The sequence below is a fragment of the Pseudarthrobacter sp. NPDC092419 genome (genome assembly GCF_044755045.1).
GTDB lineage: Bacteria > Actinomycetota > Actinomycetes > Actinomycetales > Micrococcaceae > Arthrobacter.
On sequence record NZ_JBIVQF010000002.1, the window covers coordinates 1 to 15,098 of the forward strand.

Here is a 15,098-nt window from a genome sequence, read left to right on the forward strand (position 1 = left end):
CTCCAGGGTGTGAACGATGTCCCGACTCACCGGTGAAGCATCAACTGGGAACGATGTCCCGACTCATGTGAGAACTATGTCGTGAAACTAGACACCCCCTCGCGCACGCATCGATGTTTCAAGAAATCGCACAACACCCCCGGTCTCAGGACCGGGGGTGTTTTTGTTTTCCGATGCGCCGGATTCGGCCCCGGGCTAGGCGGGCGGGCGAGGGCTCTCCGGCTGCCACCACCCCATGTTGGGGTTGATTACGAACCGCCGGCCCGTCACCTCCGTGGGCGTGATCCGCACCAGGTGCGCTTTCACGCCGGGTTCCCACTGTGCCAGCCCGAATGGGGCGTCAGCCGGGTCCACGTGTTCCGGGGTGCCTTTTACCACGACGCTCCACGCTATGGTGCCGTAATCATTCAGACCGTCCGCTTCCATGACAACCGGCGAGCCGACGGTGACTGCATCGAGCTTGGTTCCGGGTGCCGTGCGGAAGAGGATGGTGGCATTGTCCGGCATGAAGTTCACCGGAAAGATCTCCGGCTTCCCGCCGCTGAGGACTGCGAGCCTGCCGATCGAGGAACTTTGCAGGCAGGCCCAGCAGTCGTGGAGGCTCATGTTTTCTGTTTCAGGGTGATCTGCTGGGTTGTTCATGGCCTGAGAATACCTACGGACAGCGGGGGCCAACAGGGCCCTTAGGCCTGCCGTTCCGGAACTCCGGCAGCCCGCTCCGCGGCCGTCAGCGATTCGGCCAGGGTGGCCACCGCTGCCGGGTAGCCGGGGTGGCCGCTCTCGGCAAGCCGGTCGGCATCCCGCATGGCCTTGATCAGGGCTGACGTCTCCGGGAGGCTCACGTCTGTGAGTCCCGGATACTCGATGGCACAGCCCGGGTCCAGCTCGTAGCGCCGCCACCGCGCCAGTAGTTCCTGATGTTGCACCTGCGCCGCCCGGTGGCGGGGGAGCCGCAGCCTGGCATCCCGCCGACGTTCGCGCCATTGCGAGAATCTGGGAGCTCCCCGGTAGCCTGCCACGCCGGCCGCAGTGGCGGCCAGACCCAGCAGCAGGCCAGCTGGAGGGGCCATGAGCGTGGGGATCAGCAGGGACGGAACGGCAACGGCTGCCCCCAGGAAGACATCCCAGAAGAGCTGGTCGGGGCGTTCCGCCATCGTTCCGTCGTCCGCATGCCGCCTGACAACCAAGGCAGTACAGGCCACGCTGACCAGCAGGACTGTGCCGCACACGAAGAAGACCCAAGCACCCTGGAACAGGAACAGAGCCGCGGCAGACATCGAAAACACCTCCACCTGCCCGGCCGGGGAATGGCTGGACTGGTAATTCCATTGCATCCCGTGTGGACCCCGGGGTCAATGGGCGGAGGACCGGCCCTGTCAGAGCCCGGCCAGAAGTCCTGCCGCGCGTTCCAGGGCTCCCGGCACCAGTGAGTAGTAGGCCCACGTGCCCCGCTTTTCGCGGTGCAGCAGGCCAGCGTCCACCAGGATTTTCAGGTGGTGGGACACCGTCGGCTGGCCGAGGCCCAGCGGCCCCGTCAGGTCGCACACGCAACGTTCCCCGGCTGCGGAGGCCTTGACAAGGGACAGCAGCCGCAGCCGGTTGGGATCGGCGACCGCCTTGAAGATGCGGGCCGCCTCGGCGGCCGCCGGGGCGGACAGCACAGGGCCTGCTTCCGGTGGGCAGCACGCGGCAATGGAATCCTGGACTGTCGGGGCGGTCATGGGTCCATTATCCCCTGAGATCGACACGCATCAATATATGCGGGGTGCGCGGTCAGTCGTCCGCCCGGTGCGGCACTACGACGTCGTCTGCCGCTTTGCCGGCTGTGGGGAACAGCAGCAGGACCAGAGCCAGACCTACCGCACCGCCCACCGCCTGTGCCGCGATGTATCCGGGGGCCGAGCCGGGTGCGATGCCGGCGAAGGTGTCGGTGAAGATGCGGCCCACGGTGACCGCAGGGTTCGCGAATGACGTGGAGGAGGTGAACCAGTAGGCGGCGCCGATGTAGGCACCCACGGCCGGCGCCGCCAGCATGCCACGTGAAGTGCGGGCCAAGGCGAAAATCAGCAGGATCAGGCCGGCAGTGGCCACCACTTCACTCAGCGCGTGCGCGCCGGTGAGGCGGTCCTTACTGGAGAAGGAGGTTCCGACGTCGAACATTGCGTTCGCGAGCACGCTTCCGCCGATGCCGCCCACCACTTGCGCCGCGCTGTAGACCCCCACTTCGGGGAGGGTCAGTCCGGCCCCACTGCGCCGCCCCAGGAGCCAGTCCGCCAGGGAGACCACCGGGTTGAAGTGTGCCCCGCTGACCGGCCCGAGCATCAGGATGAGGATGGTCAGCCCGAAGACAGTGGCAGTGCTGTTTTGCAGCAGTTGCAGGCCGATGTCGTTCGGAGACAGCTGTTCCGCCATAATGCCGGAACCCACCACAATGGCCACGAGCAGTCCGGTTCCGAGCAGTTCAGCGGTGGCGCGACGCCAAAGCGGCGGTTGGAAAGAAGTCATGCACCACAGCTTGACGCATTTGCATTACCTCAGTCAAACTTGAGGCAATGAAATTTGAGGAAAATTCAGCCCTGGAGGAGCGCGTGGCGAAGCACGCTGCCCTGGCTGATCCCGCACGCCTTCGCATCGTGGATCTGCTGACCCTCGGCGACCTCTCGCCCTCAGAGCTGCAGGCCGAACTCGGGATGGCATCCAACCTGCTGGCGCACCACCTACGCACGCTGGAGCAGGCGTCAATGGTGACGCGCGGCCGGTCGGAGGCTGACCGGCGCCGGACCTATATCCGGCTTGCTCCCGCTGCCCTGGACGGGCTGGCGCCCGGAGTAACGCACGCGGCCCGGCGGGTCCTCTTCGTATGCACAGCGAACGCAGCCCGCTCCCAGTTGGCGGCGGCGCTGTGGAGCCGGATGAGTGAGATTCCTGCGGTCTCGGCGGGCACGCATCCGGCAGAGGCGGTCGCGGCCGGCGCGGTGGACATCGCGTGGCAGCACGGGGTCAGGTTGCCGGACGCGGTGAAGCCGCAGCACCTGGACGAGGTGGCGAGTGCGGACGACTTCGTCGTTACCGTCTGCGACAACGCCCACGAGGAACTACCGTCCCTCCATGCCGTGCACTGGTCTGTGCCGGATCCCCTCCGCCGCAACAGCAGCCAGGCTTTTGCGGATGCCTACCGGGACCTGGAAGCCCGGATCGCGGGGCTGGCACCCCGCTTGCGGGCCGCATAAAGAACATATTGACATCCATCGATATCTCCGGCCATACTCGCTGTATCGATCCTCATCAATGTATTTGTGGGGACGGCAGCGGCCGGATGCAACCCATCCACAGCACCATTACTCAAGGAGAACTCCAGTGACCACTGAAACCCCCAAGAAGCCGTCCGTCCTGTTCGTCTGTGTCCACAACGCCGGCCGCTCCCAGATGGCTGCCGCGTTCCTGACCACCCTGGGCAAGGGAGCCATCGAGGTCCGCTCGGCCGGGTCGCAGCCCGCCGACAAGATCAACCCCGCTGCGGTGGAAGCCATGGCGGAGCTGGGCATTGACATGTCCGCCGAGGTTCCCAAGGTCCTCACCACCGAGGCGGTCAAGGAGTCCGACGTGGTGATCACCATGGGCTGCGGCGACGAGTGCCCCTACTTCCCGGGCAAGCGCTACGAGGACTGGGTGCTGGAAGATCCCGCCGGCAAGGGCGTGGAGTCTGTCCGCCCCATCCGCGACCAGATCAAGACCCGCATCGAGCAGCTGATCACCGAACTCGTGCCTGCGCAGCACGCGGACGCCCAGTAGCCCGGCCACTACCCCAGGAGATCCCATGAGCAACGAACAGCTGATCATCGTCGGTTCCGGCCCGGCGGGTTACACGGCGGCAATCTATGCGGCGCGGGCAGGGCTGCGGCCATTGGTCCTGGCCGGCTCCGTCACCGCCGGCGGTGCGCTGATGAATACCACCGAGGTGGAGAACTTCCCCGGCTTCCCGGGCGGAATCCAAGGCCCTGAGCTCATGGACGGGCTGCAGGAGCAGGCTGAGAAATTCGGCGCGAGGGTAGTGTTCGATGACGCCACGTCAGTTGACCTGACCGGCCACCTCAAGCGCGTGGTCACCGGAGCCGGCGAGACCCACGAGGCACCCGCCGTCATCCTGGCCACCGGCTCCGCGTACAAGGAACTCGGGCTGCCCGAGGAGAAGAAGCTCAGCGGGCACGGGGTGTCCTGGTGCGCGACGTGCGACGGTTTCTTCTTCCGTGAGCAGGACATCATCGTGGTGGGCGGGGGTGACTCCGCAATGGAGGAAGCGACCTTCCTGACCCGGTTCGCGAAGTCCGTAACCGTCGTCGTCCGCAAAGACGAACTGCGTGCCTCCCGCATCATGGCCCAGCGCGCCAAGGACAACCCCAAGATCAGCTTCGCCTGGAACTCTGCCGTCACCGCCATCCACGGCGAGGAGAAGGTCACGGGCGTCACCCTGACGGACACACGCACCGGTGAGACGCGTGCCCACGCTGCCACGGGCCTGTTCGTCGCGATCGGGCACGTTCCGCGTACCGAGCTGCTCACCGGCCAAGTGGAGCTGGACGATGAAGGCTACATCAAGGTTGATTCACCCACCACGGTCACCAACCTCTCCGGCGTATTCGCGTGCGGCGACGCAGTCGACCACCGTTACCGGCAGGCCATCACCGCCGCCGGAACAGGATGCGCCGCCGCGCTGGACGCGGAGCGCTACCTGGCGGCGCTGGAGGAAGCGGACAGCATCGCCACCGCTCTTGTCGAGGAACCCACCCACAACTAAGGAACCGCCATGAACGGACAGAACAACCTTCCAGTCGCCGTGATCGGAGCGGGACCGGTAGGCCTTGCGGCTGCGGCGCACCTGCTGGAGCGCGGCCTTGAGCCGGTCGTCTTCGAGCAAGGCACGACGGCGGGTGCTGCCGTTGCCCAGTGGCGCCACATCCGCTTGTTCTCTCCGTGGCGGTTCAACCTTGATGCCGCAGCGGTGCGGCTCCTGGAGGAATCCGGCTGGGAAGCGCCGCGTCTGACGGCGCTTCCCTACGGCGGCGAACTCCTGGACAACTACCTTGAGCCGCTGGCCGCGCTGCCGCAGATCGCATCCCGGTTGCACACCGGTGCTCGGGTCACTGCCGTGTCGCGGCAGGGCCTGGACAAAACGCACGTGAAGAAGCGGGATGACGCGCCCTTCGTGGTCCGGGTCCAGCACGCAGACGGGCGCATCCGGGACCACGCCGTGGCAGCTGTCATTGACGCCTCCGGCAGCTGGTCTGCCCGGAATCCGCTGGGAACGTCCGGCCTGCCCGCAATCGGGGAAGAGGCCATGGCGGACCGAATCTCCGCTCCCCTCCCGGACGTCCTGGGCCGCGACCGTGCCATGTTCGCCGGCCGCCGGGTGCTGGTGGTGGGCGCCGGCCACTCCGCGGCGAACACCCTGATCAATCTCTCGGACCTGGCCAGGGAAGAGCCCGGTACGCGGATCCTCTGGGCCGTCCGCGGCGGGTCGGCGGACAAGGTCTACGGCGGCGGGGACGCAGACGGCTTGCCCGCACGGGGCCAGTTGGGCTCCCGCCTGCGGCGCCTCGTCGAGGCGGGCCGGGTCGAATTGCACACCGGTTTCGGCATCGCGTCGCTTACTTCCGCCGGGCCGGGCGTCACCGCCGGTGCGGTAGACGGCCGCGCCTTGGAGGCCGACGTCGTCATTCCCTGCACCGGGTTCCGCCCTGACCTGGACATCCTCCGCGAACTGCGCCTTGACCTGGACCCTGCGGTGGAAGCGCCGATGCAGCTCGGCCCACTGATCGACCCCGAATTCCATTCGTGTGGAACTGTACCGCCGCACGGCGCGAAGCTCCTGGCCCATCCGGACAAGGACTTTTACATCGTGGGCATGAAGTCCTACGGGCGGGCCCCGACCTTCCTGCTGGCTACCGGCTATGAACAGGTCCGGTCCGTGGCGGCCGCCCTGGCCGGAGACCGGGAAGCGGCAGACACCGTCCAGCTTGAGCTTCCGGAAACCGGCGTCTGCTCCACGGATGCGGGCAGCAGCTGCGATACCCCGGCACCGGGAGACATCCGGGGTATGGAGGAAGCAGAGGCAGCATGCTGCGGCGCGCCGGAGCCAGTCCTGGTCGGCTTTCCCACCGGGCTGGTCCACGGCCGCTCCGGCGCCAACTGACAAATCCGGCATGGCAGTAGACGACGGGTCGAAATGACCGAACAACGCACAGCCCTCGGCTTGCAGGACAACGCCGAGGTTCTACACCGCATCGCCGGCGACCGCTTGAGTCCGCTCCGCCGGGTCCGATCTACTCCGGCAAGCGATACGAGGACTGGGACCTTGCAGACCCGGCCGGCCGGTCCTTGGAAGCCGTCCGGGAAATCCGTGACCTAATCCATGACCGGGGCAAAGTCCTGGCTGCCTCCCTGCTTACTAATCAGACCAAGGAAGAAGAATCCTCATGAGCACTCCAGACATTGCACACGCCGGAACCAAGCCGGCAGTCCTGTTCGTCTGCAGCAAGAACGGTGGCAAGTCGCAGCTGGCGGCCGGACTGATGCGGCAGCTCGCGGGGGGTTCAGTGGACGTTTATTCGGCCGGGACCAAGCCCGGAAAGGACCTGAACCCCTTAGCTGTCGAGTCGCTCGCGGAGCTCGGCATTGACCTGTCCGGCGAATACCCCAAGCCCGTCACCGGCGCGGTGGAAGACACCGTGGATGTCGTCGTCGTACTTGGCACCGAGGCGAAACTCGACCCGAGGGAAGGGGTTCGCATGGAGGTCTGGGAGACAGATGAGCCGTCGGAGCGGGGCATTGAGGGCATGGAACGCATGCGCCTTGTCCGTGACGACATCCGGCAGCGTGTGGAGCAGCTTCACCAGGAACTGACACGCAGCTGAGTTCAGCCGGTACGCTCGAAGCCATGAGACTCAAAATGTGCAGCATCCACGTTAAGGAACCCGCCGCCGCCTACGAGTTCTACACGGGGACCCTTGGCTTCGACACGCTGATGGCCATGCCGGAACACAACCTGTTCATCATCAAGGACCCCGGTGCGGCGGAAAACGCAGCGGGCCTGCTGCTGGAACCCAGCGACAATCCCATCGGTGCGGACTACATGAATGCCGTGCACGACGCCGGCCTCCCGGCAATCGTCTTCGGGGTGCCCGACGTCCGGGCCGAGCACGAGCGGCTGGTGCAGGCCGGCGTGACGTTCAAGCAGGAGCCCGAGGAGGGCCCGTTCGGCGTCACCGCAGTGTTCGACGACGGCTGCGGCAACTACGTCCAGCTGCACCAGGACTAGATCCCAGAGGCTTGTTCTCACATCCGCGCCGTCCAGGTCCAGATCCGCGAACAAGCCTCTGGTTCGTGTGGGTGGCGTGCTACTGCGCCTTGCGGGCTTCCTTCTTGGCGGCTTCTTCCTTAACGCGCTGCGCTTCGGCGCGGACGGCGGCGTGCGTGGCGCGCTCGGTGACCAGCCACTGGGGCGGAGCCTGTAGCAGTGCGGTGATTTCCGCCGTCGTCAGCGCATCCTCAACACCGCCGCGGGCCAGGCCGCTGATGGAGACATTCAGCTTCTGTGCCACCACGGGACGGGGGTGCGGGCCGTTGCGGCGGAGCTCCGCGAGCCACTCGGGCGGGTTTGACTGGAGCTCGGCGAACTCTGCCCGGGTGATAGTGGATTCCTGGAACTCCTGGGGCGTGGCGGGCAGGTAGATGCCAAGTTTCTTGGCAACGGTGGCCGGCTTCATGGACTGGGAGTTTGCAGAGGTCATGCTTCAAGGGTATCCGGGCGGGCGGTACTGTGAAGACGTGCCCACTGACAACACCGCCCCGCCGAACGCTTTCGAAGACGCTGACGCGGGGGAGCAAGCGGCGCCCCGGACCCTCCGCATCGCGTATGTGCCGGGGGTGACGCCCGGCAAATGGATCCGCAGGTGGGAAGAGCGGATGCCGGGGGTGCCACTGGAGTCATTTATGTCCGACGACGGCGCCCAGACCGCCGCCGTTCGTAACGGTACGGCGGACATGGCCTTCGTCCGGCTTCCCATCGAGCGCGAGGGCCTCAGCGTCATCCCCCTGTACGAGGAACAGCCCGTTGTGGTGGCGCCCAAAGGGCATGAAATTTCGGTGTTCGAGGAAGTGGCCCTGGCCGACCTGGAGCAGGAGTCCTTTCTGGATGTTGCTGCCCTGGGCGGGCCGGAAGCCACGCTCCAGGTGGTTGCCGCGGGCGCCGGGCTGGTGGTCCTACCCATGTCCGTGGCCCGCCACTTCAACGTCAAGGACACCGTGGCGCGGCGGCTCACCGGCGCCGAAGGGACGGAAATCGCGCTGGTGTGGCCGGCCGATGCAACAGACGAGATCATCGAAGAATTCATCGGGATCGTCCGCGGGCGCACGGCCCAAAGCTCCCGGCAGCCGTCCGCCCAGCCGGTCAAGGAGAAGAAGGAGCCAAGGCCGGACCGGCGCGGAACCGGAACAAAGAAGGCGCCGAAGGTGGCCCAGCGGTACGCGCCCAACCCTGACAAAGGCCGCGGGAAAGGCTCGCGCAAGAAGGGCAAGCGCTAGTTCCGGGACGGAAGCTAGTACCGGTTTCGCTGAGGAGGCCGGCCCGCCCGGGCCTGGCGCACCTTCCGGGCCCGCAGGACGCGGCTGATGATCGTGGGCAGCAGGGCGAAAAGCAGCCTCTTCATGGCGTGGCTCCTTGGCTGGGATGTCGGGGAAAGGCGAGGGCCACCCTTCCCGACGGAAGAGCGGCCCCCTGTGGTTTGTCCTAGGTGTTTTGGACGTTGGTTTTGGCGTCGGTGGCGCGGTCTTTGACGTCGGTCGCGGCGTGTTGGCTGTCGGTCTTGACGTGGTCGGCTGCGTCGGCCGCGGTGGTTTTGAGGTTTTCCATGGCTTCGCGGGCTGGTTCTTTGAGGTCTTCGGCCATGTCTTTGGCGGCTTCGGTGACCTGGTTGGCCAGGGGTTGGGCTGCGGTTTTGAGCTGGTCCGCGGCTTCGCGTTCTTTTTGGCTGGCCGGGATCAGGGAGGAGACGATCATCCCGGCGCCGAAGGCGATCAGGCCCGCGGCGAGGGGGTTGCCCTGGGTTTTGGCTTTGACCTGGTCCGGGGCGTGGGAGACCGCGGTCCCGGCGTCGGAGAGCCGGGCGGCGGCGGTGTCCTTGGCGTCGTGGAGGGTGCCGGTGGTGTGTCCGGTCCCGGTGTGCAGGGTGTCCTGGACGCGGGTGGTGGCGTGGTCTGCTGTGCCCATGATTTTCTCCTTCACGCCGGTGAGGGCCTCTTTGGCCTTGTCGGTTTGGCGGTGGACGATGTTGGACGGGCTGACTTTGTCCGCGACGGCGTCCACGTTGGTTCCGAGGCGGGCGCGGGTGGCTTCTATGTCGGAGCGGATGGCGTCCGGGTTCTCGTTGGTCATCGGTTTACCTCACCTGGTTTGAGGGTCGGGGGGATTTCGGAGAGTGTTTCGCCTGTCTGGGGCAGGCCTTTGACGTGTTTGAGTTCCTTGCGGCCGGTCGCGGCGAGGACCGCGGCGGTAATGCCCCAGATCACCGCGAGGATTAGGGCGGCCCAGCCCAGGGGCATGAGGGCGCCGAGGGCGAACATCAGGGCCAGGGAGAGGAAGAGCAGGACGAAGTGTCCGGCCACGCCGGCGCCGGCGAGCATGCCGCCGCCTTTCCCGGCGCGGGTCGCGGATTCTTTCGCTTCGGCCTTGGCCAGTTCCACTTCCTGGCGCATCAGCGTGGACAGGTCCCGGGTCACTTCACCGAGCAGGTCACCGAGGGAGGTGTTCTCCGCTTTCTGGTGCGCCGCGCTGCCCTCGCCACTGACTGGACCCGCGCCGGCGGGAAACTCCGAATACTGGCTACTCACAGGTGCCGTCCTTCCTGAGTCCCGTACGGGTCGTTGCCCGCCCGGGTGCTGTCAGTGCTGAAGGGGTCATCCTCGTAGCGGAGTGGGGTGTCCTCTGCTGTACCGCCCGGAAGGGTGGAAGTGGATACCGGGGCGCCCGAGCCGACAGTGGGCTCGTCGAACAGACCGGCGTCTGTTCCGGCTGCGAAGACGGTCTCCTGCCGGATGCGCTCCTGCTGCGGCTGGTAGTGCCGGGGCGCGGTGCCCTGGCCCACTTGCGAGGCTGAAGTTTCGGGGGCTCCGGCGGTAAGGCCACGGGTGAGGCGGCCGGTGAGGACTCCGGCCCCTGCGGCGAGCAGGAGGAAGGTCCCGGGGCGGTTCCGGGCGAACGACTGCACCTCGGTCAGCAGCGAGCCCGGGTCGCGGTTTTCCAGCCAGTCGGCCAGCGTTGAGGTGCGCTGGGCGGCCTCACGGACCAGGTCGGCGGCGACTCCCGGCTGGTCCGGGGCGGTGGCCATGCGGTGCAGTTCGCTGGAGATGTTCCGGATTCCTTCGGCGGCCTTCTGCTGCTGCGCCCCGGCCTGGCTGCTCAGCCCGGTCCGGGCCTGCTCCAGCAGGTCCTGGGCGCTGGCCTTTGCCTCGGCGGCAACGTTTGCCGCTTCCTCCTTGGCCGTGGCGGCAACATCCTGCGCCGCGGACTTCGCCTGCCCGGCAACCTGCGAAGCCTCTTCCTTCGCAGCATCCTTCCGGGAGGCGCCCGCGGTCCCGGAAGCGTCAAGCGTTCCGGGGGTGCCTGCAGCGGGGGGCGCGTAGGTTTCCGGTGCTATGCCCGTTTCCGTTCCGTACGGGTCCGCAGCATACGGATCTGCCGCGTACGGGTCAGTCGAGGCGGGCTTGGGGGTCTGGGGCCATTGGTTCTCTGTCATCGGGCTCTCTTTCAGGAAATGTCAGCTGGCGATCAAGAACCAGCAGTGCTGGCGGTTAGTAAGCAAGGTTACTAATCCGATACTAAGCACACTTCCCATTCGATGCGCAAGGGGTTCCCGACTGCAGGCCCCGTTTCACCGCGACCACTTGCATGCATGATGGTAAGCATGCTTATTGTAGAGGGGTAGCGACGAAGGGTAACCCGCCATCAACAGGAAGGCTGGGAGAATGACCAGCGATCTTGATCCGGACGCCCGGGACAGCTATCGCCTGATCACTGTGGCGGCCAGGATGGTTCAGCGGCGCCAGGACGACGCCCTGGCTCACCTGGGCCTGACCCGCGCGGCCGTCATCGCCCTTGAGGGGCTTGCCGACGGGCCGTTGAACCAGGAGCGCCTCGCAGAGGCTGTGAGGGTCCAGAGTCAGACCCTGGGCCGTGTCCTCACTCGGCTTGAATCGGCCGGCCACATCACCAGGCGCCGCCAGCCCACGGACCGGCGCCAGTTCAAAGTCGAGTTGACCGACGCCGGCATGGCCGCGCTGGAAGCCGCGCGCCAGGCGGAGGTCAACGCCTACCCGGACGATCCCACTATTGACTGGAAGATGCTCCGCGAAGAACTGTCCAAGTTCGTTCGCGCCGTGCCCGTGGGCCGGTCGGCCGGAGTCATCCCGCTGGTGCAGCCCGAAGACCGCTGGGGGAACCAGGGGCATGAGCCCCCGCGTCGGCCGGAACCGCCGCATCACCGGCGCTTTGGCCGGCCCCAGGGATAGGACGCCCCCAGCGTAGGCGGGCTACGCTCCGCAGGCCTCCCGCAGGGAGTTGACGGAGTCTGACGGCACCTGGTCTCCGGACTCGGCGATCTGGCGCATCGGCGTCGTAATTTCTGCGGGAAGGCCTGCCGTGGCGGCTGCGTCCACGAGTCCACCCAGGACTTGTTTGTCGGACGTACTGACCAGACCGTCCTTGATGACAGCGCAAACCTGGCGGGTCACTTCGTCCGCGGCGGCGGATGCCACCTTGGACCCGGCCTCGCTGGCGGCGCTGCCGGCCGCATCCCCGACGGCACCGCAGCCGGTGAGGAGGAGGAGGGCGGCAAGGGGCAGGGCAGCGGGTTGGAAGTTCATGGTTCCAGCGTATCCGGCCGGACCGCCAGACGGGATTTTGGCCTCCCGGGAGGAGCGCGCAGGTGCCGCGGGTTTATCGTGGGAGGAAAGACAGCCACGCCTGCCCCTGATCGGGCGGGCGTCTTGGTGTCTAATTCCACTTGAGAGAGAGCTATCCAATGAACCGGTCTGCCTGCTGCCGCATCTTGCGCGGCGTAGTCCATGCCCCCGCCGTCCGGAGCGTGCACGCATGAGCACCCAGGGACCCGCCGCGCCGGTGAAGCGCGAGACCTTCTCGACCCGCAGACTCTTTATCCTGTCCGCCATCGGCTCCGCCGTGGGGCTGGGCAACATCTGGCGCTTCCCGTACATCGCCTACGAAAACGGCGGCGGCGCATTCCTCATCCCGTACCTGGTGGCACTACTGACCGCCGGTATCCCCCTGCTGTTCCTGGACTACGCCGTTGGCCACAAATTCCGCGGCTCCGCGCCCCTGGCCTACCGGCGCCTCCACCGCGCCGCCGAGCCGCTGGGCTGGTGGCAGGTGCTGGTCTGCTTCGTCATCGCCGCCTACTACGCAGTGATCATCGCGTGGTCCCTGATGTACATGATCTTCTCCTTCACCGAGGCGTGGGGCGACGACGCCGAGGGCTTCTTCTTCGGCAACTTCCTCGCCGTGGCCGAGACGCCCGGGGTGGGCTTCGATTATGTGCCGTCCGTATTCTTCCCGCTGCTGGTGATCTGGGTTGCGGTGATCGCCATCATGGTGGCCGGCATCCGGAAGGGTATCTCCCGGGCCAACTCAATTCTCCTGCCGCTGCTGATGGTCATGTTCCTGCTGCTGGTGGTCCAGTCGCTCTTCCTCCCGGGTGCGGCACTGGGCCTGAATGCCTTCTTCACCCCGGACTGGACGGCACTGGGCAATGCTTCGGTATGGGCCGCAGCATATGGCCATATCTTCTTTTCGCTCTCCGTCGGCTACGGCATCATGGTCACCTACTCCTCCTACCTCAAGCGCCGCACCGACCTGACCGGATCCGGCATGGTGGTGGCGTTCTCCAACTCCGGCTTCGAGATCCTTGCCGGTATCGGCGTGTTCGCGGCCCTCGGCTTCATGGCCCAGGCAGCCGGCTCCGGCGTTGATGACGTAGTCACCGGTGGCATTGGACTGGCATTCATCGCCTTCCCCACCATCGTGTCCCAGGCGCCGTTCGGCGCCGTCATGGGCGTACTGTTCTTTGGCTCGCTGGTGTTTGCCGGAATCACGTCGCTGATCTCCGTGCTGGAAGTCATCGTCTCCGCTGTCCAGGACAAGCTGGGCTGGGCCCGGGTGCGCACCTCCGTGGTGGTGAGCGTCCTGGTGGCCGCCGTCTCGCTGCTGCTGTTCCCCACGGCCACCGGCCTCTACCTGCTGGACACGTCGGACGCCTTTGTGAACAGCTTCGGCATCACCCTGGGCGCGCTGGTCACGGTTGTTGTGCTGGCATGGTTCCTGCGCAAGCTGCCCTTGCTGGCCCGCCACCTGAACCGGACCTCCACCATCAGGATGCACCGGGGCTGGATCGCCCTGATCGCAGTGGTGGTCCCGGCCGCCCTCATCTACATGGTGTACAACGAGTTCGCCACCAAGATCGCCGAGCCGTACAGCGGCTACCCGGACTGGTTCCTGGCCGTGTTCGGCTGGGGCATGGCGGCGGCGCTGGTGGTGCTGGCCCTCGCGCTGACCTTCATTCCATGGAGCAGCCGGTCCAAGTTGAACTATGACCCTGAATACGACGCCCTGGTGGCGGAGGAAGCAAAGGAAACAGCACCGTGACACCCGTTGCCATCACCATGATGATCATTGCCATCCTCACCGTGTGGGGCGGCCTGGCGCTGTCCCTGCTGAACCTCAAACGCCACCCCGAGGACGAGGGCGCCCTCCCGGAAGAAAACGCCTGGGAGCTCTAGCAAGGGACTTTTGGCCCCCTGTGGGATGCGTGCCGGTGATGGGATACTGAGGCATCATCAGCACTTCGGCCCATGGGGGGCTCCGCGTCATGATCCTGGACATCGCCACGCTCCGCGTCGCCTTCGTGGTAATAGCGGTGGTCCAGTTGTTCCTTTTCTACTTCTCCGCCTACCGAGTCACGCGCTCCTCCTACAGTGGATGGTGGTGCGTGGCGCTTGGCTTTTTCCTGGCCGGGTCCGCCGCTTTCCTGCTGGACGGCACCCCGCACCAGGCGTGGGCCAATCCGGTGGGCAACGCGCTGCTGGCCCACGGCGGAGTGGCGGTGTGGGCGGGAGCCCGTTCCCTGCGGACAGCACCGCCCAAGGGCTGGATCTCCGCTGCGGTCCCGTTGTCAGTTCTCGTGGCGGGCCTGGTGGACGATCCCGCGAACAACAGCTGGGCCGGCGGAGCGGTCTTCCTGGCCGCGATGAGTTTCACCGTGGGACTCTCCGCACGCGAGCTCTGGCGGCTGGGTCCTGACTACTCACGGGTGCGCATCCCGCTCGCCTCGGCCGCAGGCATCCTTGCTGCCTTTTATGCAGCGCGGCTGGCGGTGTTCCTGGCGGAAGGGGCGGAAGGGGAGCTTTTCAACGGCCTCTTCGGGTCCGGTACCACCACCCTGCTGAGCATGATGCTGCTGGTGGTGGCTTCGTACAGCATGCCCGCCCTGAGCAGCGAGCAGCACACCCGGGCACTCCGCCTGGTGGCCTCCCGGGACGACCTGACCGGACTGCTGAACCGCAAGGCGTTCCTCAGCCTGGCCGCCGCCCAGCTCGGTTCGCGCCGCGCAGCAGGCCCGGGGGGTGCGCTGGTCCTGGCTGACCTGGACCATTTCAAGTCCGTGAACGACACCTACGGCCATGCGGCGGGGGATCACGTCCTGCAGCGTTTCGCGGATGCCTGCACCGCCACGGTCCGGAAGACGGACCTGGTGGGCCGCTACGGCGGCGAGGAGTTCGTTCTCCTTATTCCGGGCGCCGACGCCGAACGGGCGGAGGACGTTGCCGCCGGCATCAGCGCGCGCCTGGCGGAAGCATCGGAGGCCGAAGGGTTCGAAATGCCCACCGTCAGTTACGGGATTTCAACGTACGACGCCGGGACGTCCACCCTCGAGGACGCCATCGCCTCCGCGGACAGGGCCTTATACGTGGCCAAGTCGCGGGGCAGGAACAGGAGCGCGCGCAGCGAAGGCTGAGCTGACCCGGGTGGGAAA

At 66.5% G+C, this 15,098-nt stretch carries 20 protein-coding genes; 11 read left to right on the plus strand and 9 right to left on the minus strand.

Annotated elements, in window-relative coordinates:
* Window positions 1–195: 195 nt before the first annotated feature.
* The 4 genes from ACIQC0_RS03345 to ACIQC0_RS03360 all read right to left on the minus strand — a co-directional run bounded on the left by ACIQC0_RS03345 (window position 196) and on the right by ACIQC0_RS03360 (window position 2,505).
* Window positions 196–642, minus strand: coding sequence for a pyridoxamine 5'-phosphate oxidase family protein (locus ACIQC0_RS03345; RefSeq protein WP_377216405.1), 447 nt, complete (start codon window positions 640–642; stop codon window positions 196–198).
* Window positions 643–683: 41 nt separating this feature from the next.
* Complete coding sequence (locus tag ACIQC0_RS03350; RefSeq protein ID WP_377216406.1) at window positions 684–1,277, minus strand: hypothetical protein; 594 nt, start codon at window positions 1,275–1,277, stop codon at window positions 684–686.
* A 99-nt stretch (window positions 1,278–1,376) separates the two neighbouring features.
* A complete protein-coding gene (locus ACIQC0_RS03355; RefSeq protein WP_377216407.1) occupies window positions 1,377–1,721 on the minus strand; it encodes an ArsR/SmtB family transcription factor in 345 nt (114 codons plus the stop codon).
* Window positions 1,722–1,773: 52 nt separating this feature from the next.
* The gene (locus ACIQC0_RS03360) at window positions 1,774–2,505 is read right to left on the minus strand and encodes an aquaporin (protein ID WP_400532613.1); all 732 of its coding nucleotides are present in this window, start codon (window positions 2,503–2,505) and stop codon (window positions 1,774–1,776) included.
* Between the two features lie 47 nt (window positions 2,506–2,552).
* Between ACIQC0_RS03360 and ACIQC0_RS03365 the strand changes: the two genes are divergently transcribed.
* From ACIQC0_RS03365 to ACIQC0_RS03390, 6 genes are all read left to right on the plus strand, one after another.
* Entirely contained in the window at window positions 2,553–3,230 is a 678-nt protein-coding gene (locus tag ACIQC0_RS03365; protein WP_377216409.1) for a helix-turn-helix domain-containing protein, read from the plus strand.
* 127 nt (window positions 3,231–3,357) lie between these two features.
* Entirely contained in the window at window positions 3,358–3,792 is a 435-nt protein-coding gene (locus ACIQC0_RS03370; protein ID WP_377216410.1) for an arsenate reductase ArsC, read from the plus strand.
* Window positions 3,793–3,817: 25 nt separating this feature from the next.
* Window positions 3,818–4,795, plus strand: a complete 978-nt coding sequence (trxB, locus tag ACIQC0_RS03375) for a thioredoxin-disulfide reductase (RefSeq protein ID WP_377216411.1) — start codon at window positions 3,818–3,820, stop codon at window positions 4,793–4,795.
* Window positions 4,796–4,804: 9 nt separating this feature from the next.
* Window positions 4,805–6,190, plus strand: a complete 1,386-nt coding sequence (locus tag ACIQC0_RS03380; protein ID WP_400532616.1) for an FAD-dependent oxidoreductase — start codon at window positions 4,805–4,807, stop codon at window positions 6,188–6,190.
* 283 nt (window positions 6,191–6,473) lie between these two features.
* Window positions 6,474–6,911: a low molecular weight phosphatase family protein gene (locus ACIQC0_RS03385; RefSeq protein WP_400532618.1), complete on the plus strand. Its 438-nt coding sequence runs from the start codon at window positions 6,474–6,476 to the stop codon at window positions 6,909–6,911.
* Window positions 6,912–6,934: 23 nt separating this feature from the next.
* The gene (locus ACIQC0_RS03390) at window positions 6,935–7,315 is read left to right on the plus strand and encodes a VOC family protein (protein ID WP_377216414.1); all 381 of its coding nucleotides are present in this window, start codon (window positions 6,935–6,937) and stop codon (window positions 7,313–7,315) included.
* Between the two features lie 79 nt (window positions 7,316–7,394).
* Here the strand turns inward: ACIQC0_RS03390 and ACIQC0_RS03395 are convergent, their stop codons facing one another.
* A complete protein-coding gene (locus tag ACIQC0_RS03395) occupies window positions 7,395–7,787 on the minus strand; it encodes a DUF5997 family protein (protein WP_377216415.1) in 393 nt (130 codons plus the stop codon).
* Here ACIQC0_RS03395 and ACIQC0_RS03400 point away from each other — a divergent pair.
* Window positions 7,750–8,580 carry a LysR family substrate-binding domain-containing protein gene (locus tag ACIQC0_RS03400; protein ID WP_400532621.1) on the plus strand — a complete coding sequence of 277 codons (831 nt, stop codon included), beginning with the start codon at window positions 7,750–7,752 and terminating at the stop codon, window positions 8,578–8,580. The genes ACIQC0_RS03395 and ACIQC0_RS03400 overlap by 38 nt on opposite strands.
* 205 nt (window positions 8,581–8,785) lie before the next feature.
* Here ACIQC0_RS03400 and ACIQC0_RS03405 read toward each other — a convergent pair whose 3' ends face one another.
* From ACIQC0_RS03405 to ACIQC0_RS03415, 3 genes are read right to left on the minus strand one after another with little or no spacing between them, the layout of a single operon-like run.
* On the minus strand, window positions 8,786–9,430 hold the full coding sequence (locus ACIQC0_RS03405) for a DUF3618 domain-containing protein (protein WP_377216417.1): 645 nt from the start codon (window positions 9,428–9,430) through the stop codon (window positions 8,786–8,788).
* Window positions 9,427–9,885, minus strand: a complete 459-nt coding sequence (locus tag ACIQC0_RS03410; protein ID WP_400532623.1) for a phage holin family protein — start codon at window positions 9,883–9,885, stop codon at window positions 9,427–9,429. The genes ACIQC0_RS03405 and ACIQC0_RS03410 overlap by 4 nt, the downstream gene beginning before the upstream one ends.
* Window positions 9,882–10,790, minus strand: coding sequence for a hypothetical protein (locus ACIQC0_RS03415; RefSeq protein ID WP_400532625.1), 909 nt, complete (start codon window positions 10,788–10,790; stop codon window positions 9,882–9,884). Before ACIQC0_RS03415 ends, ACIQC0_RS03410 begins: the two co-directional genes overlap by 4 nt.
* A gap of 229 nt (window positions 10,791–11,019) precedes the next feature.
* Here ACIQC0_RS03415 and ACIQC0_RS03420 point away from each other — a divergent pair, with 229 nt between their 5' ends.
* Window positions 11,020–11,562 carry a MarR family winged helix-turn-helix transcriptional regulator gene (locus ACIQC0_RS03420; RefSeq protein WP_377216420.1) on the plus strand — a complete coding sequence of 181 codons (543 nt, stop codon included), beginning with the start codon at window positions 11,020–11,022 and terminating at the stop codon, window positions 11,560–11,562.
* 21 nt (window positions 11,563–11,583) lie between these two features.
* Here ACIQC0_RS03420 and ACIQC0_RS03425 read toward each other — a convergent pair whose 3' ends face one another.
* Window positions 11,584–11,916: a hypothetical protein gene (locus ACIQC0_RS03425; protein WP_377216421.1), complete on the minus strand. Its 333-nt coding sequence runs from the start codon at window positions 11,914–11,916 to the stop codon at window positions 11,584–11,586.
* Window positions 11,917–12,145: 229 nt separating this feature from the next.
* Between ACIQC0_RS03425 and ACIQC0_RS03430 the strand changes: the two genes are divergently transcribed.
* The 3 genes from ACIQC0_RS03430 (at window position 12,146) to ACIQC0_RS03440 (ending at window position 15,080) form a co-directional block, all read left to right on the plus strand.
* Complete coding sequence (locus ACIQC0_RS03430; protein ID WP_377216422.1) at window positions 12,146–13,711, plus strand: sodium-dependent transporter; 1,566 nt, start codon at window positions 12,146–12,148, stop codon at window positions 13,709–13,711.
* The gene (locus ACIQC0_RS03435; RefSeq protein ID WP_400532628.1) at window positions 13,708–13,845 is read left to right on the plus strand and encodes a methionine/alanine import family NSS transporter small subunit; all 138 of its coding nucleotides are present in this window, start codon (window positions 13,708–13,710) and stop codon (window positions 13,843–13,845) included. Before ACIQC0_RS03430 ends, ACIQC0_RS03435 begins: the two co-directional genes overlap by 4 nt.
* Window positions 13,846–13,934: 89 nt before the next feature.
* Window positions 13,935–15,080 carry a diguanylate cyclase gene (locus ACIQC0_RS03440; RefSeq protein ID WP_377216424.1) on the plus strand — a complete coding sequence of 382 codons (1,146 nt, stop codon included), beginning with the start codon at window positions 13,935–13,937 and terminating at the stop codon, window positions 15,078–15,080.
* Window positions 15,081–15,098: the final 18 nt, after the last annotated feature.

Bases quoted from the DNA above. Each gene is read 5' to 3' on its own strand.
- ACIQC0_RS03430 (WP_377216422.1), top strand. From the start codon at position 12,146: ATGAGCACCCAGGGACCCGCCGCGCCGGTGAAGCGCGAGACCTTCTCG.
- ACIQC0_RS03405 (WP_377216417.1), bottom strand. From the start codon at position 9,430: ATGACCAACGAGAACCCGGACGCCATCCGCTCCGACATAGAAGCCACC.
- ACIQC0_RS03380 (WP_400532616.1), top strand. From the start codon at position 4,805: ATGAACGGACAGAACAACCTTCCAGTCGCCGTGATCGGAGCGGGACCG.
- ACIQC0_RS03355 (WP_377216407.1), bottom strand. From the start codon at position 1,721: ATGACCGCCCCGACAGTCCAGGATTCCATTGCCGCGTGCTGCCCACCG.
- ACIQC0_RS03390 (WP_377216414.1), top strand. From the start codon at position 6,935: ATGAGACTCAAAATGTGCAGCATCCACGTTAAGGAACCCGCCGCCGCC.
- ACIQC0_RS03360 (WP_400532613.1), bottom strand. From the start codon at position 2,505: ATGACTTCTTTCCAACCGCCGCTTTGGCGTCGCGCCACCGCTGAACTG.
- trxB (WP_377216411.1), top strand. From the start codon at position 3,818: ATGAGCAACGAACAGCTGATCATCGTCGGTTCCGGCCCGGCGGGTTAC.
- ACIQC0_RS03350 (WP_377216406.1), bottom strand. From the start codon at position 1,277: ATGTCTGCCGCGGCTCTGTTCCTGTTCCAGGGTGCTTGGGTCTTCTTC.
- ACIQC0_RS03415 (WP_400532625.1), bottom strand. From the start codon at position 10,790: ATGACAGAGAACCAATGGCCCCAGACCCCCAAGCCCGCCTCGACTGAC.
- ACIQC0_RS03345 (WP_377216405.1), bottom strand. From the start codon at position 642: ATGAACAACCCAGCAGATCACCCTGAAACAGAAAACATGAGCCTCCAC.
- ACIQC0_RS03365 (WP_377216409.1), top strand. From the start codon at position 2,553: ATGAAATTTGAGGAAAATTCAGCCCTGGAGGAGCGCGTGGCGAAGCAC.
- ACIQC0_RS03395 (WP_377216415.1), bottom strand. From the start codon at position 7,787: ATGACCTCTGCAAACTCCCAGTCCATGAAGCCGGCCACCGTTGCCAAG.
- ACIQC0_RS03385 (WP_400532618.1), top strand. From the start codon at position 6,474: ATGAGCACTCCAGACATTGCACACGCCGGAACCAAGCCGGCAGTCCTG.
- ACIQC0_RS03440 (WP_377216424.1), top strand. From the start codon at position 13,935: ATGATCCTGGACATCGCCACGCTCCGCGTCGCCTTCGTGGTAATAGCG.
- ACIQC0_RS03420 (WP_377216420.1), top strand. From the start codon at position 11,020: ATGACCAGCGATCTTGATCCGGACGCCCGGGACAGCTATCGCCTGATC.
- ACIQC0_RS03425 (WP_377216421.1), bottom strand. From the start codon at position 11,916: ATGAACTTCCAACCCGCTGCCCTGCCCCTTGCCGCCCTCCTCCTCCTC.